The sequence below is a fragment of the Rhodococcus sp. PvR044 genome (assembly GCF_040548995.1).
GTDB classification, from domain to species: domain Bacteria; phylum Actinomycetota; class Actinomycetes; order Mycobacteriales; family Mycobacteriaceae; genus Rhodococcus_G; species Rhodococcus_G oryzae.
In genome coordinates this window covers 1-25905 of sequence record NZ_JBEPSX010000005.1, presented here as the reverse complement: position 1 = coordinate 25905, position 25905 = coordinate 1, and the positions used below count along the sequence as shown (strand labels likewise).

Genomic DNA, 25905 nt, shown 5'->3' with positions numbered 1-25905 from the left:
CCCGGGTGCATCGAGCCGAAAAGGGGCCTGTACAGCGCGCGACGAGGGTGGTAGACCCTAGTTGGTTGAGTCCACAGCCGCCCCCGCTTGCCTCTCACGTGAGCCCGTGAGCCCGTGAGCAATCAGCATCTGCTTTCTGGCGTGGCGCACTCGACCCGGGAGGTGCAGCAAGAACCAGGAGGCCTGCTGTGTCGATTTCACCCATACTCACCCGCCGGCCGATGCCAGACGGCCCCGGAATTGGCCGAATCCCCGCAGGTGTACCCAGCGTCGGAATTGGCGTCATCGAGGTATCGGGGGAGGTGGACGTGCATACCTTGCCCGACCTCGAAAGGCGGCTCGACGCAGGAGCCAACGCCGCCGAATACGGCCTCGTCGTGGACCTCTCCAGAGTTACCTTCCTGGCGGTATCGGCCATCGAAGCTCTCACCCGGGTGCATTGGCGTGCCGGGTGCGCGGGGGTGGACGTCGTCCTGGTCGGCGGTCCCCACTGCGTGGAGCGCGCCCTCTCCGTCACGGGCGCTGACAAGCAGTTCCACTGCTTCACCTCGCCGAAACGCGCATTCGAAGCATGCGAAAGCCGCTATCGGTGGTCCCTTTCTCTGGTGGTGCCGACCCAGATCCATTGCAGCGCTGCGGGGGTAAATTGCTAGTGGTGGGGGTTCGGCGTGCTCGTGCCGCTGCGTGGATTCAGCACGCCGAACAGGGACCGTCGGAGGCAACTGTCGGCTGCCGACGGTCTCTGTCCTTGCGCAGGCCGTGGATCAGTTCCTTCAGCCAAGTCCGAGGCGGCCCCGCTGTATCGATCGACCGTCAGGATCCGGCCAGTGACGGAGGCGTAGATTTCCCTCCTCACGCGGCCTTATGTTCGATACGGTCGGTGCGTCCGCAACGCACACTCCCGCGGGCACGGCCCCCATCAAGCTGCTGCCCGCGCTGGTGGGGGCCGCCCAGGGAATGCGCGCTACCTCGATAGCTTGACGAGATCGCCGAGTGTCGTGGTCATTTCAGCCGGTGGCGCGAAGTCTGCTTTCCCTCAATTGGCGCGACGGCAGCCGAGCGAGGCGACCAGGCTCTGGAGACTGGGACACGTTCCAGTCGCACGCTCTTACGGAGGTCGAACTTGCGTGTTGCGCAGTACGTTCGGTCCTGGATAGATGCGGGGATCGTCTGCGCTCACTCTCCGCCGTTGATGGTCGAACCCGTCCGCATCGTCTGCCTCGTCGATCATCCTGCGCGTGTTCGCGTATCGCTTGATTCCTTCTCGGCCCGCAACCGTCGGTTCTCATCCACCGCCCTCTGGAGCGAGGGGAAGATTTGGAATTGGTCCGTCAGGCCGGTCACTTCAAGGGCTCGTTCCAGACACTGTGGTGGCGCTACGAGGAGTAGCTGTAGACCATTGGCGGACGCATGGATATTTGCGCGGGCCAGTGCCTGTGCGCCAGAGACTCCTAGAAATGTTGAGTGAGTCAGATCGACTATCAGGCTCATGACCGCTGAATCGATGCCGGCGTCGAGGGCTGATCGCAGAGTTTCGGCGGATGCGTAGTCGATTTCCCCTCTGATGTCGACGACCGTCGACCCGGGCCCACCGCGGCGATCCCGCCCTGCGCACAGGCAGTCGTCCAAGCGGCTGTAGTGATGAATGTGAATCTTCATGTCACGGCCTCCGGTCTTGAGGACGTCGTCGCTCGAAGGAAACCGGATTGACCCTGGTGAGAAGAATGGCGTGGACTTGCCGCCCTCAGCGCTTCGGCTTGGCTGTGTTCTCTACCAGGTTCATGCCCACCAAGAAACATGGCGGATCTGAAGAGTGTTTCGCCGGGTGAACCCCTTTTTCAAGATCGCTGGGGTGGGTGTCAAGCATCGAGCATTCAAGCGCGAACTCGGCCTGCCATGCCCCCAGAGTGTGGCCTCAGTGCCGACAGGAACGATGTCGGCAGTGAGGCCATATTTCCCATGTCCCGAGCGTTGCGGGTGGTACCCAGGCACGGGATTGGACGGCGAACCAGGTCCGCCATCGACTGCGACCGGGCCAGAACGTTGAGTCAGGCGTCGATCACCTTTTGCTCCCGTTTGCCCGCGATCTCAATCCTGCGTGGTTTCGCCTTCTCCGCGACAGGAATGGACAATCTCAGGACCCCGTCCTCATAGCTTGCCTCGATGCCGGCGGTATCGAGGGTTTCGCCGAGGAACAGTTGCCGGCTGAACACGCCACGTGGCCGCTCGGCGGAGACCAGTTCACAATCCGTGCTCAACTCCGGGCGTTCTGCGTGAACGGTCAGCACGTTCTGCTCGACATCGAGATCGATCGAGTCGGCCTTCACCCCGGGAAGATCGAATTCGGCAATGAACTTGTCACCGTCGCGCCACGCATCCAGAGGCATCACAGCCGGACGCGCCACCGTCCCGAAGACCTGCTGGGCGAGGCGGTCGAAGTCACGGAACGGATCAGTACGCATCAACATCATCGTCACCTCCAGGCAACTTCATACAGATGAACAGTTGATACCCTTGTCAACGCGGGAAGGTAACCTCATGTTCCCGCCATAGATTATGATGGCACTATGGCTTACCTGGTGCAAGAGGATCAAAAGATGGAGGGCCGCGGATGGTGAACGAGTCCACCCCGCGCTCCCGGTTGGGTGTCTACGGCATCTCGGTCGCTTCCGAGTTGTCGGGCATCGACCCGCAGACATTGCGCCTGTATGAACAGCGAGGCCTGCTCACCCCAGCCAGGACGGAAGGCGGAACCCGGCGTTACAGCGACGACGATCTGGCAATCCTGCAGAGGGTCGCCGAGCTCGTTGACGCTGGTGTGAACCTCGCAGGTGTAGCGCGGATTCTGTCGCTCGAGGCGGACAATCTGCGCCTTGAGTCCGAGAATGCGGACCTGCGTGCTGGGCGCGAGGCCACTTCCCCTCGGCAGCAGGTCCGTTAGGGCGGTCTGCCTGCCGAGCTGCCCATCAATGCGGTGTCCGACCCGTGCCTCTCGCGGTTCCCAGCGATTCTTCCTCTTCTGATGAGTAGAGCAACTTTTCTATGCCGTATGGCATAGGAAAAAGGTAGTGAAGTCTGGAACCTAGCGACGTCCGGTGCTAGCTTGAAAGTGCACAGTGAGTCGCGTTCGCACTGGGCGGGCGCACAGGCGTCAGGGAGGTGCAGAGCTGTGCGCCGCGAAGATGATCACACGAAGCCCCGGGCCGGCGAGTCGACTATGCGTAGCCGCGACCCCGTTTCCCCCGCTGAGGATCCGGTCCATTGGCCGGATCCAAGCCCCCTCAACGAGTGGTCGCAGGCCGTGATGAAGGGCAATCGCAGTGCTTCGATCTGACGATGCAGCTTCCCGTCGATGGAGCTTTCGCTGCGTCCGCTGCGATCTCGGGTACAGCACCACCGCGCCGGACAGATCCACGGCGGAGGCGTTAGCGCACACAAACGGCTGGGTCGTAAGCGATTGTCCGCGGTGTCCAGGGTGCGCGACAGCGGAATCGGGTCTTCTGCGCAGGCGACCGGAAGGCTCCTCGCCGAGTGAATGCAGAGTCCGGACCGATGAGTTTTCGAGCGCCGGCGGGTCTACCTGAGGGAGTCGCCGATCGCCGTGCGCACTGGCGGGGCCGTCGCCGCCACCAGACGACCGGGAAGAGGGTGGTTCCGGGAGGTCGGCGGTGCGCGACCGCGCTTGACTACGAGGGGAACTACATGACAGTCACAGCAGACGACATGCGCTCGTTCGAGACCATCATCGGACGGTGGAGGACGTCGGGCACTGCGTTCGACGAGCAAGGGGAGCCCGCCGCGATAATCGACGGCACCGACGAGTACGAGTGGATGCCCGGCGGGCGATGGATCGTCCATCGTGTTGACGTCACGATGGGCGACGACCACGTGCAGGCCCTTGAGCTCATCGGTGACCACGACGCCGCGACCGACACGTACGCCATGCGGGCGTTCGACGGCTCCGGCGCGTACGGGAGGATGACCGCGAACCTGAACGCCGACCGATCATGGACGTTCCTGGGCGACGGGATGCGCAGCACCCTCCGGCCGTCCGAGGACAAGTCGTCCATGACGGCGCGATGGGAGCGGCAGGACGACACTGGCAGCTGGATTCACTGGATGGACATGCGATTCGTCGCTATGGCGTAGCGCACGCCCAACCCGGATTGCATTGGGTTCGAAGGGTGTCCTACTTGACGATCGCTAATAGTCGACAGCGATAGGTGTGGGTGATGGATGGATGGATGGATGGAATGGAAGGGCGTTCACCAATGGCGGAGCGCGCTGGGCTGCACGCGAATTCACTAGGTTGACCAGTCGGTAATCACACTTAAGGATGGCTCCAGATCACACAAATCTGCATGAGTTCCAGGCTGTCGGTTGGCGTGACTCGTCAAACAGGACATCCAGGCATCGCGCCCGGGAGTCGACTTAATCTGCGCGCCTACCGAGCGGCGGCGGTGGTCAGCTCCCTGAGAGCGCTGGCACGGCGCTCGAGGACCTCATCGGTTAGTCGACACGGGACCAGGGCGGTGACGCTGCGTCCCCAATTGCTCGCAAACGAGCGGTGTTATCCGGGTGTCCCAGGAGGGGCGCTGTGTGGTCCAAGCGCAGGCGAGTCGGTTCCTGTGTCGTTCCATGGCCTCGATAGGCGCGGATGCTCCGTCTGGCTGGTGTGCACTGTGACTGCCGAACGCTCGGAATGGGGAATCGACACAAAAAGGACCAATCGGTTCGTTTAACTGGACGTGGGCTGGAACGTGTTCTACGTTCGGGTTCATGGCACTCAACATTGCACGCGATGACGTAGCCATCCCGAACGTCGGTGCGGTGGTTGGGGGTTGCGGTGCTTGTTCAGCGAGTCTTGCCATCGAACGGTGGTGACGAGTCGTGGACTGTCCTCGACGAGGACTTCAGCGTGGTCGAGCCGATCGAGGTCTTCCTGGAGCGCCTAACCGCGATCCATCGTTGCCCGACCGTGCTCCAACCACGGTCCGATCAGTGCGGCCGGCATGGATAGACGGCGCGCGGCCGGTCACGGAGGAACAACGCTGTGCGGCGCAGGGGCGACGTGCCGCGCCGGCAACTCCCAGCGCAATAGCGAAGGAAGAACACTGATGACGGACATGATCGCCGTGCGGTTCGACAGCATCGGCTCGCTGGACGCACTGCATCTCGACCGCGTCTCCCTGCCGCAAGTTGGCGAGGGCGAGGTCGTAGTGCAGGTGCGTGCGGCCGGGCTCAATCCCAGCGATTTCAAGAATGTGCTCGGCAAGTTCCCATACACGACGGTGCCGCGGACCCCGGGCCGTGACTTCGCCGGCACCGTAGTCGCCGGCCCTGCCGACCTGCTCGGTCTCGATGTGTGGGGAAGTGGTCGAGAACTCGGGTTCACCCGGGACGGTTCACACGCCGAATTTGTCGCGCTGCCGGCACGCGGGGTGGCGGCCAAGCCAGAGAATCTGTCATTCGCAGCAGCAGCGGCGAGCGGTGTGCCGCACCTGACTGCATGGGAGGCCGTGGAGCGCTGCGGGATCGGCGCCGGGACGACAGTGGTTGTGATCGGCATGGGTGCGGTCGGCAGCGCCGCCCAGGCTCTAGCGGCCGCCCGTAAAGCCCGCGTCCTGGTGGCCGTCCGCCGCGCCGAGCACGCCGAGGAACTACGGGCCAAAGCCATCGAGGCGATCGTGCTCGATACCGGGCTGGACGCGCGGGTGCGTGACCACTTTGACGACGGTGCCGAGGTCGTGTTCGACACGACCGGATTCTGGCTGCCGGCCGCGATTCCGGCGTTGGCGGCCGGTGGACGGGTGGCGATCATCGCGGCTCCCGCAGACGGTCACGAGCGCGTTCCGGTGCTCGAACTCTATCGACATGGAGCCACTCTTATTGGAGTCAATTCCGCCCGCCACGACACCATCACCAGTGCAGGCGGACTCAACGCCCTGCGGCCACTGTTCGAGTCCGGTGCACTCGACGCACCGGCAGACATCATCCCCCGTCCGCTGGACCAAGCGGTGGAAACCTATAGCGAACTGGCCGCCGGCGCGGCAAGCAAATTCGTCTTCGTCCCCTAGCGCTGCGGATCCCATCAGAATAGTGAGAGGACGGACGCGACCAAATGATCTCCGATGTCGATCTGGAGAAGCTCGACCTTGCCACGGAAACGTTCGCGGGGGTGCTCCGCGGCGAGGACGCGATCGGGGCCCAGCCCAGCCGGTGCCCGGGATGGAGTACGCATGACGTCGCCAACCACGTTCTCGGCGGGGCGATCCGCTACGCGCATTACTTTTCCGGTGTTGATCCCGCCGAGATTGCTTGGAGCCGAACCGCGGATCATGTCGGGGACGACCCAGCTGGAGCACACCGCAAGCTGGCGGACGCACTTCGCCGCGAATTCGTCGACCACCGCGACGAGGGCATCGTCCTGCACCATCCGCTCCAGGACGTTGACGCACAAACGCTGCTGGTGATGCGTGTGCAGGAGTTGGTGTTCCATGGCTGGGACATCGCCTCTGTCGCCGAGCCGAGTATCGAACTAGATCCGTCACTTTGTCGGTTTCTTCTCAACCGTGGCAAGGCAGTTCGCACGATGCTCCGCACACATGGGGTACTCGGGCATGTGACAACTTCGGCAGGTGGCGGGCTGACCGCCGAGGTGCTCGCCGAGTGGGGTCGTGGGTGACGTTCGGGGCCCGGCGCCCCGGCCGACTCAGGCATCCCGCATCGCTCCGCAGAACCTGGTTCCTCTGCGTGACTGACACCTCCCCCGCGGCATTCTCGACTCCTGGGGCGAGATCCTCGGCGAACCCGAGCCTGATGGAGCGGATGTGGATGGAGCTGTCTGGTGGAGTGGGTGGATGGATGGAGAGAGAGATCCGCGCCAGCGCTTCTGTGCGCGCGGGCCGCGAGCGAGATGGATGGAATGGATGGTGGATGTGGATGGATGATGGATGGACCATGGAGGGGTGTTCACCAATGACGGTTCGTTCTGCGCTGCAGCCGGATTGGATAGGTTAACCAATCGGTAATCACACTTAAGGAGGGCTCCTGATCACACAAATCTGGATGAGTTCCAGCGTGCGCGCGACGGTCGGGTGAACCGTCCGAGTGACGTGTCAGGTCAGGGGTTGGCTGTCGGTGTCGATCACGTCAGCGACGTAGCGGTCAGGCAGGCCGAGTAGGTCGGTGAGCACGCGGCGGCGCTGCCCGTCGAGCCACCGCACCGTCGCCACCCGGTCACCTACCGCCGCGACATCGTGGAACTCCTGCCAGAACGGCAGATTCTCCTCGAAACCTCCGTGATTGATGAGGACGTCGATCATATTCTCGATGACCTCGATAGGGTCACCTGTCCCGTAGAGGGCCCGCCACCCCGCCAACTGCGGCCACTGAAGAGGCCGGCGTTTGAGGTGATCGCGAAATGTAATCTCGAGCAGCTCAGTCATACGGCGGTCGCTGTGCAGAGTGAATCGCTCCATCGCCGGGCCGAGCGCCCACCAACACACCATCTCGACACCGGCATCAAGGTCGAACAGGTCGATCGAGGTCGGGTAGACGGCCGTATCACCCAAGTAATACCGCGTACCCGCATAGCCGTCCTGATCGAAAACGTAGGAACCCGGGTGTAGTGGCACCAGGAGCGGAAAGTGCGAGACCGTCAACTCCTCCCGATTCGGAGCGGCGGTGTTCCCGATCGCGCAATACCACCACCGCACCGGCGTCCACAGCAGCGATGCGTTGATGCCCTTGTCGATGACCACCCACTCCGGGCCGAGGCGTTCGGCGGCGCCGGCGAGGATCCGGTTCCGCGCCGCACCGCGGCCCTTGCGGGGGCGTTCCTTCTCGTACAGTTCGCGGGCCATCCGCGCGTTGAACTCAGCGTTGGTCTCGGTCATCAGACCCGATCCTCCGGAGGTTGCGGTTGCTGGGGAGCGTGGTCCCAGGTCGGTTTCGTGAGCGGGTTCTCGTCCTGGCTGGCGGGTGCGACTGGCCCGCCCTGTGACGATTGGGGCGGGCCTTCGTCAGGGTCCCAGGGCGGTCCGACGGTTTACTCGTAGTGGTAGAGCCGGACCGTGTTTGGGTAGTGCAGCGGGCCATACACGTCGGCTCCACTGCCGCGGTGTGCGGCGGCGCCGCGGTCGGCGGAGATCTGCACGCTGTCGCCGAAGCTCAGACCGTTGTCGACGCTGCGGAGGTTCGGGTAGAGCGGGTTGAGGACGGGGCCGGCGATGTGTGCGTTTGCCAGCGCGGCCGTTTCGGCTGCGTTGAGTTCGATGGTGGTGCCGCCGGGGATCGGTGTGACGGTCAGTGCGGATGCGGCGCCGGCGCCGAGGGTCATGGCCGCGCCGATTCCTGCTGCGACGGTGGTGAATTGGATGGTTTTTGTGATGGTGTTTCGCATGGCGATTTCCTCCCCTGTTGGCTGCCGAGTGTCGGCAGCTACGAACCCCACCCGAACACATCGGCCGTGCGGTCACCACCTCTCGGTGGGCGTTTGTGTGGGGGATCACTCCGGGCTGCCGTCTCCATCGGGCGCGCCGAGCAGCGCTATTCCCAGCTCGTATCTGGTTGCGGGAGTGGCACATTCGGGCACGATGACACTCGCAAGTCTGGCGTGTGGTGTGGGCGGATGGCCGTGAGTGCTTTCGCGTATCCCTTCCGGTGTCAGTCCTTTGGTCGTGCGGCTGCGCCGAGGATGGCCGCCAGGAGCGACCCGGCGAGGAGGAATAGGGCGATGCGCGTGCTCCGCTCGTCGCCGCTGAGGTCGCTCCAGGTCAGTGCCTGCGCGATCGTTGCCGTGAGGTACAGGCCGATCGCTGCGCTCTGATATCGGTTCATTCCAAGCTACCTCCGTAGGGACGGCGGGGTCGGGGTTGGGTCCGCACGGGTTGGACCGCAGATTGTGATGGACGACACTGCCGGCGCTTGTATGCAGGGCGGCTTTTGCGGCGTGACGAGGGTAAATGATGTTACTCGGGCCGGTGGGTGAGCGTGAGATTCTGTGATGGCGGGTTGCGGATATGTGGGGCGTGGGGCAACGTCAAGCGGGCTGGGCAAATGTCTAGCAAATACTCAGGGGAGGGGTATTGATGCGTAAGTTGTCTCGGATCAGGGGCGGAGCGGTGGCGGCGGGGGCCGTCGCGGTGGCCGCGGCACTCACGGTTGGGGTGGGTGTCAGCTCGGCGGATGTGTCACCACTGGCCGATGAGCAGCGCTCGATAACCACGCTCGGTGGGTGGCGGGCGGAGGCCGCGCTGCGGGACATGACGGTGACGCCCGTGCCGAATCTGGCGGTTGCGAACACCACGCGGGAGGGCTTCATCTCCGTGTTGGCGGCCGGGCAGGTGCAGCGCGGCGGGACCGGCGCCCTGCATGGCGCCGAGGTGGAGTTGTCGATTGACATCGGGTGCGGCCTTGACGTGTCCAATGGCGTGACCGTCGGGTTGCAGGGCAGCGTCGGTGCATCGGCGAACGTGAATATCGGTCCGGTGTCGGGTTTTTCGCCTGGTTTGAACGCGAGTGTGGGTCCGTCCGTGAGCACTCAGCTCAAGCCAGGTGCGGTCTCGACCGTCAGTCTGGGTAAGAAGCAGCTCGAGCAGCCCACCAATCCGGGTGATCCGTTCCTAGGTGGGGTGCGGGTCGCGGAGTTGCCGATCAAGGTCAACAACTGCCTCGGTCCGGTTTCGACGCGGTTGGTGTCGAAGCTGACGGTGTCGACGACGGTGTCCAACGAGGTCGTCTACGCCTACAGCAAGCCGATGTGGCTCTAGCGCGAGGGCGGCGAATTACGTTGACACCGTGCCGAATTACGAACAGCAGCTGTCGTCGGGGCGCCGCTGCGGTCGCCGTGTTCGCGGCGATGTCCGGGGTGGGAATCGGGATGCTCGGATGCACCGCCACGGCCAACGCACAGGAAACCCCCGCCGAGCGCTGCGCACGAGAAACGGCCCAGTACAACCAGGTGTGGGTGCAGGGTTGGGTTGCCGCGCATCCCGGTTCCACCGCGGCTGACGCGCCGCCACCGTCCCCGCCGTACGTGTGCGTGGACCCTGGGCAGTCGCAGCCCACCACGACGACACCGCAGCCGACGATGGGTGCGGTGCCGACCGGTACCGACAACGGCACCGGAATCGGCGTAAACGTCGGCGGCATCGGGGTGGTCGGGGGCACGAGTGATCTCTCGCCTGAGAGCACCGGCGCCCAGCCGCCGTCGACGATGTTGGCGAGCCCTCAGACCAGGGCGGCCGGCGATTCCGCGGGCACCAACGCGCCGCCGGACGGCCTGAGCGCCCAACTGACTGCACCGACCACAGGTACTGTCTCCTCGCCAGTGGGCACGGACACCGCTCCGCCGAGCGCACCGGCGCCGATCCATCACGATGCGAGGGCGCTGCCGACCCCCGTCTCTGGTGGCAACACCGACGATGTGGGATTGGCATTGGTGATCGCTGCCGCCGCCTTCACCGCCGGGGGCCTCGGTGCGGGGCGCCGTCGGCGAGCCTCAACCACCGCCGCAGCCTCGCGAATCGCAGCGGCGCCGCCGGAGGCCCTGCTCTCACGACTGGTGACGACCGCCGCCGCACCGCTCATGCAGTACGCGCCCGGCGGGGTCGAGCGCCTCGCGATCGCTGAGGGCGGAGGATTCCGGACTCTGCTGCTCATCAACGACCCCACCTCGCCACGCGAAGGGGTCGTCGAGATCATGGCGGTGCCGCCGGGCGGGCGGATCGTCGTCGAGCTCGACGGTTCCGCCTCGATCCTCGACGCCGGGGGCAACCGGGTCGGCGGCGTCGCGATGCCGTGGGCGTACGACGCCAACGGGCGACCCGTGCTGACACGGTTCGTCGTCCGTGACGGACAGCTGATCCAGCAGGTCTTCGCAGACTCCGACACCGCGTACCCGATCCTCGCCGACCCCCCGCCGAACGGGGGCAAGTTCGGTGGCGGCGGTACCGCAGCTTCTGGCACCGGAACCCCTGTCGACAAGTCGCCCGGCCGCTCGGTTCCCCGCGCCACGAATCCGCCGACAGCCGAACAGGCGCCCGCCATCGGAAACCCGCAGATCGGCGCCACCGAAATGGCCAACGAGCTGGCCGGAAACACTGCGCCCACGACGTACAACACGGCCAACGCCGGTGACGGCACCGCACTGGACGCCATCGAGGAGCAGCAGGCAGGTAGTCCGCAGATCGGTGCCGGTGAATGGGGCAACGAACTGGCCGGAAACACCGCGCCCACGACGTACAACTCGACGCAGGGCAGCGGCCAGGGCAGCGCGCTCGAGGAAATCGTCACGGTGCCGCCGCCTGACCCTCCACAATCCGATGAGGACGCTGACCCGGGGGCCGGGGTCACCTCCGCCTCTGACTACTGGGCGGCGCTGACCCCTGCGCAGCGTGAGCGGGTGATCCGGACCTACCCGGAGTGGGTCGGCACACACGACGGGATCCCCGCTTCCGCACGTGACCGCGCCAACCGGGCTCGTCTGGCCACCGAACGCGCGCGCCTGACCGCCGAAGAAGCCCGACTCCGAAGCGAACTCGGCAAACCTCATCCGGGTAACGCGTTCGCGGGGGTCATGCCACCTGGGCAGGAACTGGCCGCGCGTGAACTCGCCGAAACGGAGCACAAGATCGCTTCTCTGGAGGCCATCGAGAACGTGCTCAACCGCGGTGATGGCCAAACCCGTCAGCTGCTTCTTCTTGACAACTCCGGCGACCTGACGAAGGCCGCGATCTCCGTCGGCGACGTCGATACCGCCGACAACGTAGCGGTTCGGGTTCACGGCTTCACAACCACAGTCGACGGTGGCATCGAAGCTTCGGACAGCGATGCCGCCAACCTGAAAAGCCAAGCTGAGCTCCAGCTCGATCGTGAACCGGGTAGGGAGAATCAGACTGTGGCGGTGGTGACGTGGATGGGATACGAGGCCCCGCAGATGAGCGCACCGCTGGGCGTGGCGACGTCGGGAAAGGCGGAGTCCGGTGCGGATCAGCTGACGTCGTTCCTGCGCGGCGTCGAAGCCTCGCGCCCCGCAGACCCGAATATGACGGTGCTCGCACATTCCTACGGCTCTTACACCGCCGGGCTCGCTGTGCAACAGAACACCCCCACCGACAACGTCGTGTTCTTCGGTTCCCCGGGCATCGGCACCGACACCGCCACCGACCTGCAGGGCACCCATGGCTACGCGCTAGCCGCGGACGGCGATCCGGTCGCCGGCCAGGCAGAAATACGCTCCTGGATTCCTCCCGTCGCTCAGCTCGCAATCAACCCACTGCTGGCACTCGGACAGTTCGGCGATGCCCCCACTGCCGTCGACGGCATCACCGAACTGTCGACTTCCGAGGGTGCGGTACCCGGTGATGGGCACCGGGTCGGTTCAGAGGGGCACAGCGAGTACTACAAGAATCAGTCCATGAGCCTCTACAACATGGCCGTCGTCCTCGCCGGATTGCCACATTTGGTCGTGACCGGATGAACACCATCAGGTTTCGGCGTCCCGCCGCCGCGATCGTGGCGGTGTGTGCGGTCGCCGTCTTGTCAGGAGGATGCATGAACCAGCCCGTCACCCACGACGAAGGGATGCGCGAGCTCCTCGCCCGTCCCACCAGTGAGGAAGCCGTCGCCACCTACCAGAGAATGCTCGGGGAGATCGTCACTGCGCTCGGCCCGATCGTCCCCACACTGCGCTGGGAACCGTGGCGGACCGCAACGCACGCCGGCTGCTCCGATGACCTCGTCCATCTCGGCGGGCGAACCGTGGCCATCCCCGATTGGCATGCTGCCGGGCCGGTTCCTGACCAGGTGTGGCCCTCCGCCCTCGCGGTGGTCGAGGAGATCTCCGTCCGGTACGGATTTGACTCCACACTGGTCTACGCCAGCGAGCCTGGCCGCCATGAAATCCGGCGTGACAGCCCCGACGGCGGCTTCCTCGAATTCGGTCATCGCGGAAATACGAATCTCACGGCCACTACCGGCTGCCATCTTCCTGCCGCCGACCACCACGCCACGACCTCCCCGCCTGCTACCTCCTGAGGATCAGAACCCATGAACAGCACTGCAACTCACAACCCGACCAGCGACACCGCGCCCTCCTCCCCGGTTGAAATGACCCGCGCATGTCTGGCCCTACTTGCCGGACTCGCTCTGCTGATCGCCGCATTCGCGAATATGACCAACCTGACCCGCTGGGCGGACGCCCACGGAACCGTCACCGTGTACCTGGGGTTCTTCCTTGTGATGTCGGTCGCCGGTCGACTGTTCTGGAACGGAACGGACTCCGTTGTCGCGGCGGTGCGGGCACACTGACCGAGCTCGTACAGCATCTACGATTCGTGCATGCCTCGCGGTCCTGTCTTCGACCCGCTTGATCGAGAGCTCTTCGACACGCAACGGCAGCGCTTTGACTGGAGCCTGTTGCAGAACGGATCCGTGTACAGGTACGACACCCGATTCGGGTTCGACTGCGCTTCTCGGCGACTCGATGAACTCGGCTACCTGGTCCATCGGATCGATCTGCAGCACAGCATCACCGTCACCGACGTGCACACGGTGTTGGCCGGTGCACTGTCCTTCCCCGCCTTCTACGGCAAGAACCTCGATGCCTTCAACGACCTGATGTACGATGTCGGCGAATTTCGATACGGCAGCGACCCAGATACAACCGGCACAGTCCTCGCTCTTGCCGGCTACGACACCCTGGTGAACCTGGACCGTCACACGGCAGATGTGATGCTGACCATTTTCGCGAAGCAAGCGCGCCTGGCGGCGCTCTTCTCGCACCCGATGTTGTGCATCGTCGAGTCGACGGCTGACGACCTCGGTCCCGTCGATGGACGACCGGTCCGAGCCGGGAGCGTCTGGGATATACCGCCGAGTTCCTGGCCCATCACAGAGAAGGAGTTCGTCGAGTTCCGATTTGAAACCACCAACACTGACGCCGCCGCGACCATCGAGGTCATCGCATCCACACTCGAGGAGCGGGTTGGTGGGTGGGCGAGGTGGCAGATCCTCGACCCGGTCCGACTCGCCGTCGATGATTCGTCTGAGCATCTCTTAGAGCAGCAACGACAATGTTGCGACGTGGTCGTGGTTGTTGGTCTACGCGGGGAGGGCGACCTCGGCGAGATCGACGAGGACATCTATCGGGCAGTGCGTCATGCCGGGCTGATAACGGGTTCTTCAAGGGTTTCCAGCTACCCATTCGGCGCGGAGAAGGAACGCATCCTCGGTGAGTACAGCGAACTGCGCGACGACTCCGATGATTGGTGACGCGCGGCAACATCGCTAATGCCGCTCGCCGCGAAGACCTCGTCGCGCCCGTCAACGGGTGATCGTGGTGCGGCTGGGATTGGGCGTTGACGCTATCCCTGAACGCATGTTGCTGTTCGGTGTGCCCAGTCCACCAGGATGCCCCAGGGGATCTACCGCCTGAAATCGTGCGTGATGCGTATTCTGGGCAACATGACACGGCAGAAAGGCGCATGACCCGCGCTTCAACGGTGCGCAGAGCGCTGCGCCCCCGATATGTGTTCTCTTCCTGTGGCTACGTCTGGATTGTCGATGACACCCAACCTGTCGCGGCGGTTCTCGATCCGGTTACTGATCACCTCGAGCGGATCGTCGAATGGACGGCACTTCCGCCCGGGCCAGCCGATTCGCAACCTCCGACGATCGTCGCCGACCCGAACGGTCTATGGATCCAGAATTATCGTGATGGTCCGCTTGCGAGAGTCGGGCCCGATGGCATCGACCACGCCGAATACATAGAACATCACGTCCTTGTGTGCGCTGGCCCGGCAGGCGCGTGGTGTCTGAGACCTTCGCGGAGCCCCTTAGACGTCACATCGTCGCCGCACATTCCGCCCCGCCGACAGGTGGGACGATCAGGTCTTCTCCTTGCACTGCCCTCCGGAGGTGTCGAGTGCGTGGACGTCGAGGGCAAACTGGCGACCCTCGACTTTGATGAGGACGCGCTGTTACTCGGTGTCGAAGACGCTCCGTGGGTGCGGGTGCCACGAAGATCGGATCGGGGCAAGGTCGTGCCCGACGAGTACGTCGTGCAATACACCAAGTCGTGGCTCCAACTGCCTTGGACTGCAGCTGTCCCCTCGCTGATCAGCCGCGCACAACATCTGTCCGCGAGACAGGCACCTGCTATGGGAGCCGGTTGGCACACGAGTGAGTACGCCGACGCCCACTACAACGAGGCACATCACAGGAAAAGGGCCTCTGGCGGCGGAATCCGCTGGTACTGGGGAAAGGACGACGCGCGACCCGAGATCACGGTGATCCGGGCCTTCCGTGACGGCGACCCGGAGCCGCTGCGCGTCCTCGAGCTTCGGGACGTCAGGGTGATCCACGGCGCGGTCGCGTCTGGTCGTCTCTGGCTGGTGGTGAGGCCGGAAACGCATACTGGTGAAGGTCGCTACGTGATCACCTGCACCGTCGACAGCGGCACGGTGAACCGGGTCGGCGCCGCCGACGGCCTCGACATCTCCGCGCACTGCCGTCCGGTGGGACCGCAGCCGCTCGATCACGACTCCTACGTGCAGTACTGCCTCCGCAAACTGGACGGATTCCGCTTCTCCGACCACGTCAGCAACGTCGAAGCGAACTACGTCGGCACCTGGCCCGACGGACGTATCCATCTGAGATTCACTCACACGCACTACCCCGGGCTGACTCTGGTCGCGCGACTGAACCTCTATGACGAAGGGGGAGAGCGACTCAAGGACATCATGAAATACGCACGCGTGGAACTGATGGAACAAGCCGGAACGCGCGCCTATCCGCCCGTCACTCACGCCGTTGACGGGGTCTTGTACGTGTGAGCGCCGATGAGCCGCGGCCGGATCGGGGTGATAGCGCGGCACACGAGTCGACTACTGAGGGAGGAAACGTGACCGAATGGGTTGAAATGTTGGTGACAATGGCCGACGGGCCGAAACAGCCGGTGCACGGCGTCGTTGTCCCGTACCGGAACACCGACGAACCATGGCGCTTCTCCTACGGCTCCTATGGTGAAGAGCCTGTTTTGCCGCGCCTTCGTCACGACGGCGTCCACCTGTATCGCTGGGGGCGCCGGACCCGGATCGAGTCGATGGACGGGGATCCGCTGTTCGTGAGCGACGGCGAAACCGCCTGGGACTTCACATCCAGCTCCGAGCGGCCGCGGTGCACCGAGCTCCGCAGTGTGCAATTCCTGGGCCCCGGCAGGGAACTGGTCATCACTCGGCCCGTCAATCACTGGGTCCGCAACCACCACGCCCGCCCGACCGGGCCGGTCACAGATGTGGATTTCCTTGGCCGTCGCTGCTGGTCGGTGGAGCTGGCACCGCGTGAGAGTAGGGCGATGCCCCGCCTGTCGGTTCGGCTGGTCGTCGATGCCGCCAGCGGCGCCGTGCTGGGACAGCACTCTGGTGACGGTGTCGATGGAGCCGTATACATGGAGGTCGCCGTCGGCTCGCCGATCGACCCGGCACTGTTCACCTGGAACGGGCCGGTCGTCACCGACGCCGAGTCGCGCGCCCAAGCCGGGCGTGGCGTTCCTCGCCGGTCGGATGGGGCGATGCAGTGGTTTCGCGAGAACATCAACGCCGAACCAATGCACGTGCCGGTGTTGATGGACTTCACGCCACGCATGGTCGACCTGTCGGATGACGAATCCGGGGCATTTTCCGCGCCCCTCGGCCCGAGTCGAGAGTCAGGTGACAGTCCGGGTTGGTTGATACGGCGACCACGGTCACAAGAACCGTGGAGAGTGAAGACGCATGGATTCCAGGTTGCCTGGTCTACAAGGGAATTCGACTGGGCATGCGCCATCTACCGCGGCACTCTCGACGCGGCCGCGGTCGCGATCCTGCAGCACCAACTTCACCCGGGCGATCCAATCGTCGGTGCACCACAGCTTGTCTTCGGCGGCTCGGACGGTCCGTGAGGCGATCAGTTCCGCCGCACTCGGCCTTGGAGGTCATTCGCGGCCTTTCACCGGTCCGCGGCGACGGCCGGAACGCATCGAGACGGAGGATCAGTTCGATTGCAGCGTTCGAGCGGGCTGAGGTGGTCGGAATCGGCATCGAGGGTGGAATCCGAGCATCACGTCGCGGCCGGTGCGCATTGGTAAACCCAAACGGACTCGATGGGGTAAACACCCTCGCGAGCGGTTGAACGCCCCCGTCCATGGATGGTGACTATGGATGGGGCGTGGAGCCGTGGATGGATGGATTGCCGTGGGTGGATGGAATGGAAAGGCCACCGGGGCGTTCACCTATGACGGGTCATGCTGGGCCTCATGCAGATTGGATAGGTTGACCAGTCGGTGATCACATTTGGAGGGGGCTCGTGATCACACAAATCTGGATGAGTTCCTTTGAATGCCGGTCTAGGGGACTGGGAGGATCACGACGCCCGGGCTGACGGGGCGGTGATCGGGGGTCCGCGCGTCGGCGGTCGCGGTGACGACGCCGCTGCCGGTTTCCGCTGTCGAAGGGGTGTACGCGCAAAAGTCCTGCGGCGTTGTGCGACTGTAGTCGATCGGGACGCGTCGGACCTGGGTGGTGCCAGTGGCGCCGGTCGTCAGGTTTCGCCAGTTCACGGTTACACCAATGCAGTCGTACGAGTCGATCTGGTACGTGGTTGGACGGGCAAGCTGAAAGGTCACTTCGCCCGGCGCTCCCGTCGTTGCCGTGGGGGTCAGGGGCACCAGCGGCGGCAAGTAGCACCTGAACCCGACCCCGCAACCCGAGAGGAACGTGACCGGGATCTGGAACGCCGTGGTCGAATCCGCTGGGCCGGGCGGCGGGTTTGCCGCGGCCGTGGAGCCGAGGAGCGGCATCAGTGTGGTTGCCGACGCGATGGTTCCGGCGATGAGTAGGCGATGAATCGATGTACGGCGCATGGCGTGCCCTCCAACGTGGGATCCACCCCGACCCTTGCTGTAGTGCCAGCGTAGGCCGCGAGCGTCAGCCGTTCTGCCGAATTCCAGGACGATGCTTCGCCCGGCCGCAGACGATCAGGGCCCCAGTTCGGACGACAACTAACCGTCCGGGGTGGAGCGGGTGTCGAGATGTGCCGACCAACGTTCGGACCAGTCCCAGACTTGCTGCAAGGCGGCGCCGAGCTCCATTCCTGCGACGGTCAGCTCATAGGTCTTGTCGGACCGCTTCTCGATCATTGCAGCGTTCTGCAGTTGTTGCAGCCGCTCCGAAAGCGTGCTCGACGAGCAGTTTCCCATCCGACGGCGAAGCTCGAGAAAGCCCAACGGGCCGGGCTCTAGCTCCCAGAGCGCACGCAAGATCCAGCGCTGTCCAAGGAGCTCCATCGTCGCAAGTATCGGCTCGGGGGAGGGCTCGCTCAGCTGTCGGGATCGTTGCGGTTCTCTTGCGCTTCTCATTTCGAACCATCATAGTGGTTCGAAATTAGAAGCGTTTGGGTCATGAGGAGGGGTGGCATGAGCGAGGTCGTAGACCTTGATAGTCGGCGGGTCGTCCTGGTCACGGGTGCATCGCGCGGGATTGGCGCCGAGACTGCGCGGGCGCTTGGGGCGGACGGGGATCACGTGATCATCAACTATCGAGAGAAGTTGAAGCGTGCGCAGGCCATCGCTGACAGCATCGCTCAAGCAGGAGGGACTGCATCGGTAGCCGGTGCTGACCTATCAGATGAGGTGGCGGCGAACCGCTTGATCACCGAGGTAGCCACGGAGTTCGGGCGCGTGGATGTGCTCGTATTGAACGCATCCGGCGGGCTCGAACTCGGTGCGGAGCCGGACTACCCGATGAAGATCAACCGTGATGCGCAGCTCAGGCTCGTCAAACTTGCGTTGCCGCTCATGCCTTCTGGGTCTCGGATCGTGTTCGTCACCAGCCATCAGGCGCATTTTCACGGCCGCAAACCCGTGCCGGCCGAGTATGCACCCATCGCGGAGAGCAAGCGGGCAGGAGAAGATGCGCTGCGGAAGATGATCCCGCAGCTCTCCGATCACGGAGTCGAGCTCATCGTTGTGTCGGGCGACATGATCGACGGCACGATCATCGTGCGACTGCTCGAACGCCGGAACAGTGACGCCGTTGAGGCACGTCGCGATCAAGGACCACTGCCAACGGTCGAGGGGTTCGCCCGCGCGGTCGCCGATGCCACCCGTAGCAATGACGCTACGGGTCACACGGTCTACATCGGCGGGCTGGACTACCTCTCGATGCCAACCCCATAACCTTTTGGTACCTACGGCAGCGACATGGGTTTGTGAAGGTTGATACGGGCGCCTTGTCGTTCAGCCGAGTGCCACGGGAAGTAGTCCGCGCGGAGTCTCCTGAGCGATCTGGTTCAACGCCGACTTCAGTGTCGGGTATTTGAACCGGAAGCCGGTGTCTGCGAGCACAGTCGGGGCGACCCAACGGCTCTTGAGTACCAGCTCGGCCTCGGTGCGGATGATCCGTGCGCCGAGCTCCAGCATCCAGCCGGGTGTCGGCAACCCACGCCGTCGACCCAGCGCCTCGCGCATCTCACGCATCATCTCGTCGTTGGTCACGGGGACCGGCGCAGCGATGTTGACCGGCCCGGAGATGTCCCGGTGTTCGAAGACATGGGTGATCGAGCGGACGACATCCTCAATGTGCACCCAACTGAACATCTGCCGGCCGTCGCCCATCTTGCCGCCGAAGCCCAGGCGGGTCAGATTGATGATGGGGTTGATCGCCCCGCCGCTGGCGCCGAGCACGATCGACATTCGGAGCGCGACCTTGCGGATGGGTGTTGGTGCTGCGAATAGCTCCTGCTCCCAGGCTCGTGCGACGGCCACGGAGAATCCTGTGCCCAGTTCGCCGGTCGCCTCGTCCATCGGTCGATCACGAGCATCTCGGTAGATCGTGCCGGTGCTGGCATTTGCCCACAGCGACGGTGGCTGCGGCGTGCGGGCCAGGGCGCGGCCAAGTAGGGCGGTGGTTTCCACCCGTGATGAGAAGATCTCATCGGCATTGCGTTTGTTGTAGCGGCAGCTCACCGAACGGCCGGCGAGGTTGACGACCAGATCTGCGCCGCTGAGAACATCGACGACACTTTGCTCATCGGACCAGGTCGCATCGCTCGCGTCCCGTCGGCCGATTGTCCGCACCGCGACCTCGTCCGCCTCGAGCGAGCGGCGGAGATACAGCCCGATGTAACCTGACGCGCCGCAAATGACGACGCTGTTCATAGTGCTCATCGCGCTGTGACTCCTTCTCGGGTACTGACTTTGGCCATCAACTTGGCGACATCGCCGACCAAGCTCCGGGCAACTGGCAATCGGGCGAGCTTGACTGCCTTGGCAACCACAGGGGAAAGGCCGTCGATCAGCGCGCGGGTGCGTGTCTGCTCGGGAGACGCATCGGTGACCCAGTGCAAAGTCACGCCGAGATAGGTGAGCCACAGAAGTGTGGGGAGCTCCTTCTCTAATGACGGCGGCGTCCGTTGCTTCGAGGCCACCAGAGCATCGCGCATCAGATCGATTGCCATCGCCCGCGCGTCGGTCGACTCGACCGAAAACGGGCTCGATCGCGATGTCGTCGGCAGGGCGCTCTGCAGAAATGTGCCGCCGAAGCCGTGATACGGAGCCATGACATCGAGTCCGGCGTGCAGAACCGTCCTCAGATTCTCCTCGAGAGAGCCGCCCTCACGCAGGAGTGGAAGCGCCCGATCACGGTGATCGCGCTGGATCACCAGATACAGCTCATGAACGAGCTCGTCCTTGCTGGCGAAGTAGTAGTAGGCATTACCGAGCGAGACGCCTGCCTCCCCGGCGATCCGGCGCATCGTCGTCGACTGGAAGCCCTCGTCACGAAAGAGCCGCAACGCGGTCTCCACCAGCTTTCCCCGAGTCTCGGTCCCGCGATCGCTCATGGCATCTCCTGTTTGAACGTGTTCAACTTGAGCGTAACGCCAGAGTCGAACGCGTTCAAATAGGGCAGTTGGCCACCCGCCAAGGTTGTCGGTCTGTGTTGATCGGGGACTCTCGAAGGAGTGTTCGCGCTGTGTGGTTGTCAGACGGGTTGTGGCGTCTATCGTGCTGAGGCATGACGGTGGACAGCCAACGACCTGAGGTTGTTCTGTTCGATTTGGGTGGCGTGGTGTGTCAGTTCGATCCGGATCGTCGTGCCGCTAGGTTGGCCGAGGCGATGGGTGTCACTCCGGGAGATGTGTCTGCGCTGGTGTTCGAGTCAGGCTTCGATGAGGAGTGCGACCTCGGGACGTACTCGGAGACCGAGATCTTGGAGCGTTTCCGTTCCTTCGGATTCCGGGAGGACCTGCATGTGCTGCGTCGGCACTGGATCAGCGCGTTCGAGCCCGTCGCCGGCCTCATTGATCTCGCCTCCGAGCTTCGGGCGGACGGTGTCACAGTTGCCACGTTCACTGACAACGGTCCGGTTCTCCTTGCGGTGGTCGACAGCCTCTTGCCTAGACGTGCTTTCGACCAGCATGTGTTTTCCTGCATGCTCGGAGCGACGAAGCCGGATGCTGAGGCATTTCGAGCGGGGCTTGCACTGTTGAACGCGTCAGCCCCAGACGTCTTCTTTGTCGACGACAAGGCGCAGAACATCAATAGTGCTCGCACTCTGGGCATTCGAGCGGAGCAAGCATCTACAGCAGACGAGGTCGAATCTGCGTTGAGGTCTGTTGGGCTTCTGGATTCGGTGCCGCGGCGCACTCGTTCCAGCCAGTAGTTGCACGCGTCCCGGAGCTCACTGCTGTGACCGGACGGATAGACGGATCCGTCCGTCGGGTGCACCTTCTACGTGGTCCTGTGACGGTCAGCAGGTCGATGCTCGTGGTGATTCTGGTTTCGACTAGAGCGAGGTTGCCCTCGCACTACGCCGGAAGTATGAGTCAGGCGCTCGGCACGGTGAACTGCTCACGCATCGCGCCGTTGAAGTCGAGATACCCGTCCATACCGAAGGTGGCCAGCGCGTGCCACCACACTTCGAGAGCCAGGTAGAAGAGCTCCTGCTTGCACACCGCATTGCCACTGGCAGGGCGGCAGGAGGGGACTGCCTCCAGCCTCAGAATCAGTCCTGTTCGAGCTCCGGGTGACGTTGGAGCAGTTCGCGCTCAACTCGGTGAAGTGAGGCGATCTCCGTGCTCACGTCATCGATTCGTCGCCTCAATCGGTCCAGGCGAGCCTCGAGTTCGCGGTGATCGAGCAGAAGGTCTTCCTGCTCGACCAGTAGGCGAGCGATCTGATCTGCAGCTGGATTCGTGCTCAGTCACTCAGGATATGGCGATGAGAGGGCAGATACCGCGGAAGTCCATCGCTCGAGTCTTGGCGAGCTGACATGCTCACCTGCCCGGCTGATTCCACGGCGTTGATCGGCACTATCAAGCGAGGGAGCAGCGGCTTCGAATGCGCCGGTCGAACCTACCTAAAGGACCTCGGTGCGGTGTCGGCTCCCTGACGTCTGATTGCGATGCGCATGGATGAACCACACGATTGCGCCGACCAGCGGGACCAACCATACGGTGGCCACCCATAGCGCTCGTCTGATAATCGGGGTGCTCGACGAAAGGATGGTGACGGAAGCGGACACTGCAAGTGCCAGCCATAGGACGGTGGCGGCGCCGGCGAGCGCGAGCTCGACCAGGATATTCCGAATCCGGGCATGCAGTCCATGTCGGTACGCGCGCACTCGCTGAACCCAGCCTCCGCAACATAGTCCGCAACCATGAGTGCCGAGCGTACTGACCTGCGGTGCGGCCAGGCCGGCAGCGGCGGCCCCGCGCGCGTGTTGTGGAATGCAATGGCAGGCAGGCGGCGGGGCCGGAGATGGCTTGGCGGCGTGGATGAAATGGGCCGACTTTGGTGGAGACGGTGGCGGGTTGGTTGGATGGATGGGGAGGGCCCCGGAGAGAAGAATAGGGGCGGGGCGTTCGTCCGGTTGTCACACAACTAAACCGGGGGGCAGCCCCTGCTGATCAAGATTGGGAATGTCGAAGGCGACTCGGCTGCCAGTCCGCTGACGCAATCTACGCATTCGTTGCAGGAGCAGCTGTTGTCAGGCAGTTGGCTCCGAACAGAGCCTTGAGATCTCCGAATAGGCCTGGAGTCTTGTGGACCCGAAACTTCGGGTCTGTTGCCAACCGTGTCGTCGTGGTGCCGGTCAGCACGATGTGCACGTCGGTGCTTCCGGGGTGACCCTGCAGGACATCACGGAGGGCTTCGACGTTGGGTCGTGTGCACGCGTGGACCGGGATGGTGAGGGTCATCGGGGCGGAGGATGGTCCGCCAACTCCCAGGTCGGGTGTGGAGATCTCGACTGCGACGACTGACGTCCTGTCCTCGCGGATGTTGACGTTCGCGGTGACGAGCAAGACGGAGTCCTCGGTGAGAGTGTGATGGAAGCTGGTGTAGGTCGAGGAGAAGATGAGTATCTCGGTGGCAGCGTCGAGGTCGGAGATCTCGACGATGGCCCACGGTTCGCCCTTCTTGTTCACGCGGCGGTCGACTGCCGCGACAATGCCGCCGATCACGATCTTCTGGCCGTGGCGAACCTTTCCTGCGTGCACAGCTGCGATCGAGGTGTCGGTGAGTGATGTGAGCGCAGTGGCGATGCCGTCGAGGGGGTGGCCGGATACGTACAGGCCCAACATCTCGCGTTCGAGGGCGAGCTTGTGCTTGGTGTCCCACTCCTCGTCGGGCACCTTGACGTTGAAGACGGACGTGATCGACTCGTCGGCGTCGCCGCCGAAGAGGTCGAACTGGCCCATGGCCTCGGCCTTTTTGGTGCCCATCACCGCGTCGATCGCGTCGGCGTGCACCAGCATCAGGCCCTTGCGCGGATGCTCGAGGGAATCGAATCCGCCTGCCTTGATGAGGGATTCGGTGACCTTCTTCGAGCACGCGAGCGCGTCGATCTTGCCAAGGTAGTCGGAGAAGTCGGTGAACTTCCCCTTCTCCTCCCGGGCCGCGATGATCGAGCCCACCACGTTGGCGCCGACGTTGCGCACGGCGCCGAGGCCGAACCGGATGTCCTCGCCGACCGAGGCGAAGTCGACGCGAGAGGCGTTGACGTCGGGCGGTAGCACGGTGATGCCTCGCTTGCGGCAGTCCGCCAGGTAGATGGCGGTCTTGTCTTTGTCGTCGCCGACGGAGGTGAGCAGGCCGGCCATGTACTCGGCTGGGTAATTGGCCTTGAGGTAGGCGGTCCAGTACATGACCAGGCTGTATCCGGCGGCGTGTGACTTGTTGTAGGCGTAGCCGGCGAACGGCAGCACGGCCTCCCACAGGGCGGTGACTGCTTCGTCGCTGTAGCCGTTGCCGCGCATACCGTTGCGGAAGTTCTCGAACTCGGCGGCGAGGACTTCTGGCTTCTTCTTGCCCATTGCGCGGCGGAGCAGGTCTGCCTGTCCGAGGGTGTAGCCGGCCACCTTCTGGGCGATCTGCATGATCTGCTCCTGGTAGACGATCAGTGCGTAAGTCTCGCCTAGGATCTCGCGGAGCGATTCGTCGAGTTCCGGATGGATTGGTGTCACGGCCTCACGGCCGTTTTTGCGGTCCGCGTATGCCCAGTGCGCTCCGACTCCCATGGGGCCGGGTCGGTAGAGGGCGTTCGATGCGATGAGATCGTTGAACTCCGTTGGCGCCATGCGGAGCAGAAGCTCGCGCATGCCCGCGGAATCGAGCTGGAAGACACCGAGGTTGTCGCCGCGGGCGAGCATCGCATAGGTGGCTGCGTCGTCCAGCGCGAGGGTATCGAGGTCGAGGTCGATGCCGCGGTTGTTCTTGATGTTGTCGAACGCGTCGCCGATGACGGTGAGGTTGCGCAGTCCGAGGAAGTCCATCTTGAGCAGGCCGATGGCCTCGCAGGACGGGTAGTCCCAGCCGGTGATGATCGCGCCGTCCTGCGCGCGCTTCCACACGGGGATCGCGTCGGTGAGCGGTTCGGACGACATGATCACCGCGCAGGCGTGTACGCCCGCGTTGCGGATCAGGCCCTCGAGCCCCTTGGCGGTCTGATAGATCTTCGCGACGTCCGGGTTGGAGTCGATCAGCGCCCGGACCTCGACGGCCTCCTTGTAGCGCTCGTGCTCAGGGTCGGTGATGCCCGAGACCGAGATGTCCTTGGCCATGATCGGCGGCGGCAGCGCCTTGGTGATCTGATCGGCGATGGCGAAACCGGGCTGGCCGAACTGGACTCGGGCGGAGTCCTTGATCGCGGCCTTGGTCTTGATGGTGCCGAACGTGATGACCTGGGCGACGCGGTCGCTGCCCCACTTGTCGGTGGCGTAGCGGACCATCTCCCCGCGGCGACGGTCGTCGAAGTCGATGTCGATATCGGGCATCGAGACGCGCTCGGGGTTGAGGAACCGCTCGAACAGCAGACCATGCGGAATGGGGTCGATGTTGGTGATGCCCATCGCGTACGCGACGAGCGAGCCTGCCGCGGATCCTCGGCCGGGGCCGACGCGGATGCCGACCTCCTTGGCGTGGTTGATCAGGTCACCGACGACGAGAAAGTAGGCCGGGAAGCCCATCTCGTTGATGACGCCGATCTCGTAATCGGCGCGCTCGAGGTACTCCAGCGGCGGACCGCCAAGGAAGCGACGGTCGAGTCCGCGCAGCACCTCGTGGCGCAGGAACGTCTGCTGGGTGTGTCCGTCCGGGACCGGGAAGATCGGCATCCGGTCGCGGTGCTTCCAGACATCGTCGTAGGGCTGGATGCGCTCGGCGATCAGCAGCGTCGAGTCGCAGGCGCCCGGGACCTCGTCGTCCCAGATCGCCCGCATCTCCTCGGCCGACTTGAGGTAGTAGCCGTCACCGTCGAACTTGAACCGGGTGGGATCGCTGAGCGTCTTGCCAGTCTGGATGCAGAGCAGCGCCTCGTGATTCTCGGCGGCGTCCTTGGTGACGTAGTGGCAGTCGTTGGTCGC

Annotated in this window: 25 protein-coding genes; 14 read left to right on the top strand and 11 right to left on the bottom strand. The window is 64.0% G+C overall.

What is annotated here, in order from left to right; genetic code table 11:
* Nucleotides 1-221: 221 nt before the first annotated feature.
* Nucleotides 222-653, top strand: a complete 432-nt coding sequence (locus ABIC28_RS13195) for an STAS domain-containing protein (RefSeq protein ID WP_354579592.1) — start codon at nt 222-224, stop codon at nt 651-653.
* Between the two features lie 574 nt (nt 654-1227).
* On the opposite strand, the gene ABIC28_RS13190 is transcribed toward ABIC28_RS13195, so the two are convergent.
* Nucleotides 1228-1659, bottom strand: coding sequence for an STAS domain-containing protein (locus ABIC28_RS13190; protein ID WP_354579265.1), 432 nt, complete (start codon nt 1657-1659; stop codon nt 1228-1230).
* A gap of 389 nt (nt 1660-2048) precedes the next feature.
* Complete coding sequence (locus ABIC28_RS13185) at nt 2049-2471, bottom strand: Hsp20/alpha crystallin family protein (RefSeq protein ID WP_280923632.1); 423 nt, start codon at nt 2469-2471, stop codon at nt 2049-2051.
* 140 nt (nt 2472-2611) lie between these two features.
* On the opposite strand from ABIC28_RS13185, the gene ABIC28_RS13180 reads away from it, so the two are divergent.
* The 4 genes from ABIC28_RS13180 (at nt 2612) to ABIC28_RS13165 (ending at nt 6685) form a co-directional block, all read left to right on the top strand.
* The gene (locus tag ABIC28_RS13180; protein ID WP_354579263.1) at nt 2612-2941 is read left to right on the top strand and encodes a MerR family transcriptional regulator; all 330 of its coding nucleotides are present in this window, start codon (nt 2612-2614) and stop codon (nt 2939-2941) included.
* A gap of 761 nt (nt 2942-3702) precedes the next feature.
* On the top strand, nt 3703-4149 hold the full coding sequence (locus tag ABIC28_RS13175; RefSeq protein WP_209928372.1) for a DUF1579 family protein: 447 nt from the start codon (nt 3703-3705) through the stop codon (nt 4147-4149).
* 968 nt (nt 4150-5117) lie between these two features.
* Nucleotides 5118-6077, top strand: coding sequence for a quinone oxidoreductase family protein (locus ABIC28_RS13170; RefSeq protein ID WP_354579260.1), 960 nt, complete (start codon nt 5118-5120; stop codon nt 6075-6077).
* Nucleotides 6078-6121: 44 nt separating this feature from the next.
* On the top strand, nt 6122-6685 hold the full coding sequence (locus ABIC28_RS13165) for a maleylpyruvate isomerase N-terminal domain-containing protein (RefSeq protein WP_097211596.1): 564 nt from the start codon (nt 6122-6124) through the stop codon (nt 6683-6685).
* A gap of 433 nt (nt 6686-7118) precedes the next feature.
* On the opposite strand, the gene ABIC28_RS13160 is transcribed toward ABIC28_RS13165, so the two are convergent.
* From ABIC28_RS13160 to ABIC28_RS13150, 3 genes are all read right to left on the bottom strand, one after another.
* Nucleotides 7119-7898 carry a hypothetical protein gene (locus tag ABIC28_RS13160; protein WP_354579258.1) on the bottom strand — a complete coding sequence of 260 codons (780 nt, stop codon included), beginning with the start codon at nt 7896-7898 and terminating at the stop codon, nt 7119-7121.
* Between the two features lie 152 nt (nt 7899-8050).
* On the bottom strand, nt 8051-8404 hold the full coding sequence (locus ABIC28_RS13155) for a hypothetical protein (RefSeq protein ID WP_354579256.1): 354 nt from the start codon (nt 8402-8404) through the stop codon (nt 8051-8053).
* A 263-nt stretch (nt 8405-8667) separates the two neighbouring features.
* Nucleotides 8668-8841: a hypothetical protein gene (locus tag ABIC28_RS13150; protein WP_179800534.1), complete on the bottom strand. Its 174-nt coding sequence runs from the start codon at nt 8839-8841 to the stop codon at nt 8668-8670.
* Between the two features lie 251 nt (nt 8842-9092).
* On the opposite strand from ABIC28_RS13150, the gene ABIC28_RS13145 reads away from it, so the two are divergent.
* The 7 genes from ABIC28_RS13145 to ABIC28_RS13115 all read left to right on the top strand — a co-directional run bounded on the left by ABIC28_RS13145 (nt 9093) and on the right by ABIC28_RS13115 (nt 16945).
* Entirely contained in the window at nt 9093-9773 is a 681-nt protein-coding gene (locus ABIC28_RS13145) for an MspA family porin (protein ID WP_354579254.1), read from the top strand.
* Nucleotides 9774-9883: 110 nt separating this feature from the next.
* A complete protein-coding gene (locus ABIC28_RS13140; protein ID WP_209928379.1) occupies nt 9884-12484 on the top strand; it encodes an alpha/beta hydrolase in 2601 nt (866 codons plus the stop codon).
* Between the two features lie 74 nt (nt 12485-12558).
* On the top strand, nt 12559-13041 hold the full coding sequence (locus tag ABIC28_RS13135) for an LppA family lipoprotein (protein ID WP_209928380.1): 483 nt from the start codon (nt 12559-12561) through the stop codon (nt 13039-13041).
* Between the two features lie 12 nt (nt 13042-13053).
* Nucleotides 13054-13314, top strand: a complete 261-nt coding sequence (locus tag ABIC28_RS13130; RefSeq protein WP_143548437.1) for a hypothetical protein — start codon at nt 13054-13056, stop codon at nt 13312-13314.
* A gap of 234 nt (nt 13315-13548) precedes the next feature.
* Complete coding sequence (locus tag ABIC28_RS13125) at nt 13549-14277, top strand: barstar family protein (protein ID WP_502945016.1); 729 nt, start codon at nt 13549-13551, stop codon at nt 14275-14277.
* A gap of 656 nt (nt 14278-14933) precedes the next feature.
* Entirely contained in the window at nt 14934-15839 is a 906-nt protein-coding gene (locus ABIC28_RS13120) for a hypothetical protein (protein ID WP_354579249.1), read from the top strand.
* Between the two features lie 68 nt (nt 15840-15907).
* Nucleotides 15908-16945 carry a hypothetical protein gene (locus ABIC28_RS13115; protein ID WP_354579247.1) on the top strand — a complete coding sequence of 346 codons (1038 nt, stop codon included), beginning with the start codon at nt 15908-15910 and terminating at the stop codon, nt 16943-16945.
* Between the two features lie 444 nt (nt 16946-17389).
* Here ABIC28_RS13115 and ABIC28_RS13110 read toward each other — a convergent pair whose 3' ends face one another.
* Both ABIC28_RS13110 and ABIC28_RS13105 read right to left on the bottom strand, forming a co-directional pair.
* Nucleotides 17390-17905 (bottom strand): hypothetical protein, encoded by a 516-nt coding sequence (locus ABIC28_RS13110; protein ID WP_354579245.1) that lies wholly within the window; start codon nt 17903-17905, stop codon nt 17390-17392.
* Between the two features lie 138 nt (nt 17906-18043).
* Complete coding sequence (locus ABIC28_RS13105; RefSeq protein ID WP_354579243.1) at nt 18044-18328, bottom strand: winged helix-turn-helix transcriptional regulator; 285 nt, start codon at nt 18326-18328, stop codon at nt 18044-18046.
* Nucleotides 18329-18457: 129 nt separating this feature from the next.
* On the opposite strand from ABIC28_RS13105, the gene ABIC28_RS13100 reads away from it, so the two are divergent.
* A complete protein-coding gene (locus ABIC28_RS13100; protein ID WP_354579241.1) occupies nt 18458-19219 on the top strand; it encodes an SDR family oxidoreductase in 762 nt (253 codons plus the stop codon).
* Between the two features lie 60 nt (nt 19220-19279).
* Here ABIC28_RS13100 and ABIC28_RS13095 read toward each other — a convergent pair whose 3' ends face one another.
* Nucleotides 19280-20209: a TIGR01777 family oxidoreductase gene (locus tag ABIC28_RS13095; RefSeq protein ID WP_354579239.1), complete on the bottom strand. Its 930-nt coding sequence runs from the start codon at nt 20207-20209 to the stop codon at nt 19280-19282.
* Nucleotides 20206-20883, bottom strand: coding sequence for a TetR/AcrR family transcriptional regulator (locus tag ABIC28_RS13090; RefSeq protein ID WP_354579237.1), 678 nt, complete (start codon nt 20881-20883; stop codon nt 20206-20208). The genes ABIC28_RS13095 and ABIC28_RS13090 overlap by 4 nt, the downstream gene beginning before the upstream one ends.
* Nucleotides 20884-21056: 173 nt before the next feature.
* On the opposite strand from ABIC28_RS13090, the gene ABIC28_RS13085 reads away from it, so the two are divergent.
* Nucleotides 21057-21704, top strand: a complete 648-nt coding sequence (locus ABIC28_RS13085) for an HAD family hydrolase (protein ID WP_354579236.1) — start codon at nt 21057-21059, stop codon at nt 21702-21704.
* 163 nt (nt 21705-21867) lie between these two features.
* Here the strand turns inward: ABIC28_RS13085 and ABIC28_RS13080 are convergent, their stop codons facing one another.
* Nucleotides 21868-21996, bottom strand: coding sequence for a hypothetical protein (locus ABIC28_RS13080; protein WP_354579234.1), 129 nt, complete (start codon nt 21994-21996; stop codon nt 21868-21870).
* Between the two features lie 1005 nt (nt 21997-23001).
* On the bottom strand, nt 23002-25905 hold a 2904-nt coding region (gene dnaE / locus ABIC28_RS13075), incomplete at its 5' end, for a DNA polymerase III subunit alpha (RefSeq protein WP_354579232.1).

What these genes read in the sequence shown, in the direction of transcription:
- ABIC28_RS13110 (WP_354579245.1), bottom strand. Translation starts at nt 17,905, where the DNA reads ATGCGCCGTACATCGATTCATCGCCTACTCATCGCCGGAACCATCGCG.
- ABIC28_RS13150 (WP_179800534.1), bottom strand. Translation starts at nt 8,841, where the DNA reads ATGAACCGATATCAGAGCGCAGCGATCGGCCTGTACCTCACGGCAACG.
- ABIC28_RS13190 (WP_354579265.1), bottom strand. Translation starts at nt 1,659, where the DNA reads ATGAAGATTCACATTCATCACTACAGCCGCTTGGACGACTGCCTGTGC.
- ABIC28_RS13175 (WP_209928372.1), top strand. Translation starts at nt 3,703, where the DNA reads ATGACAGTCACAGCAGACGACATGCGCTCGTTCGAGACCATCATCGGA.
- ABIC28_RS13155 (WP_354579256.1), bottom strand. Translation starts at nt 8,404, where the DNA reads ATGCGAAACACCATCACAAAAACCATCCAATTCACCACCGTCGCAGCA.
- ABIC28_RS13185 (WP_280923632.1), bottom strand. Translation starts at nt 2,471, where the DNA reads ATGATGTTGATGCGTACTGATCCGTTCCGTGACTTCGACCGCCTCGCC.
- ABIC28_RS13170 (WP_354579260.1), top strand. Translation starts at nt 5,118, where the DNA reads ATGACGGACATGATCGCCGTGCGGTTCGACAGCATCGGCTCGCTGGAC.
- ABIC28_RS13180 (WP_354579263.1), top strand. Translation starts at nt 2,612, where the DNA reads ATGGTGAACGAGTCCACCCCGCGCTCCCGGTTGGGTGTCTACGGCATC.
- ABIC28_RS13135 (WP_209928380.1), top strand. Translation starts at nt 12,559, where the DNA reads ATGAACCAGCCCGTCACCCACGACGAAGGGATGCGCGAGCTCCTCGCC.
- ABIC28_RS13100 (WP_354579241.1), top strand. Translation starts at nt 18,458, where the DNA reads ATGAGCGAGGTCGTAGACCTTGATAGTCGGCGGGTCGTCCTGGTCACG.
- ABIC28_RS13085 (WP_354579236.1), top strand. Translation starts at nt 21,057, where the DNA reads ATGACGGTGGACAGCCAACGACCTGAGGTTGTTCTGTTCGATTTGGGT.
- ABIC28_RS13165 (WP_097211596.1), top strand. Translation starts at nt 6,122, where the DNA reads ATGATCTCCGATGTCGATCTGGAGAAGCTCGACCTTGCCACGGAAACG.
- ABIC28_RS13105 (WP_354579243.1), bottom strand. Translation starts at nt 18,328, where the DNA reads ATGGAGCTCCTTGGACAGCGCTGGATCTTGCGTGCGCTCTGGGAGCTA.
- ABIC28_RS13195 (WP_354579592.1), top strand. Translation starts at nt 222, where the DNA reads ATGCCAGACGGCCCCGGAATTGGCCGAATCCCCGCAGGTGTACCCAGC.
- ABIC28_RS13130 (WP_143548437.1), top strand. Translation starts at nt 13,054, where the DNA reads ATGAACAGCACTGCAACTCACAACCCGACCAGCGACACCGCGCCCTCC.
- ABIC28_RS13095 (WP_354579239.1), bottom strand. Translation starts at nt 20,209, where the DNA reads ATGAGCACTATGAACAGCGTCGTCATTTGCGGCGCGTCAGGTTACATC.
- ABIC28_RS13160 (WP_354579258.1), bottom strand. Translation starts at nt 7,898, where the DNA reads ATGACCGAGACCAACGCTGAGTTCAACGCGCGGATGGCCCGCGAACTG.
- ABIC28_RS13145 (WP_354579254.1), top strand. Translation starts at nt 9,093, where the DNA reads ATGCGTAAGTTGTCTCGGATCAGGGGCGGAGCGGTGGCGGCGGGGGCC.
- ABIC28_RS13140 (WP_209928379.1), top strand. Translation starts at nt 9,884, where the DNA reads ATGCTCGGATGCACCGCCACGGCCAACGCACAGGAAACCCCCGCCGAG.
- ABIC28_RS13090 (WP_354579237.1), bottom strand. Translation starts at nt 20,883, where the DNA reads ATGAGCGATCGCGGGACCGAGACTCGGGGAAAGCTGGTGGAGACCGCG.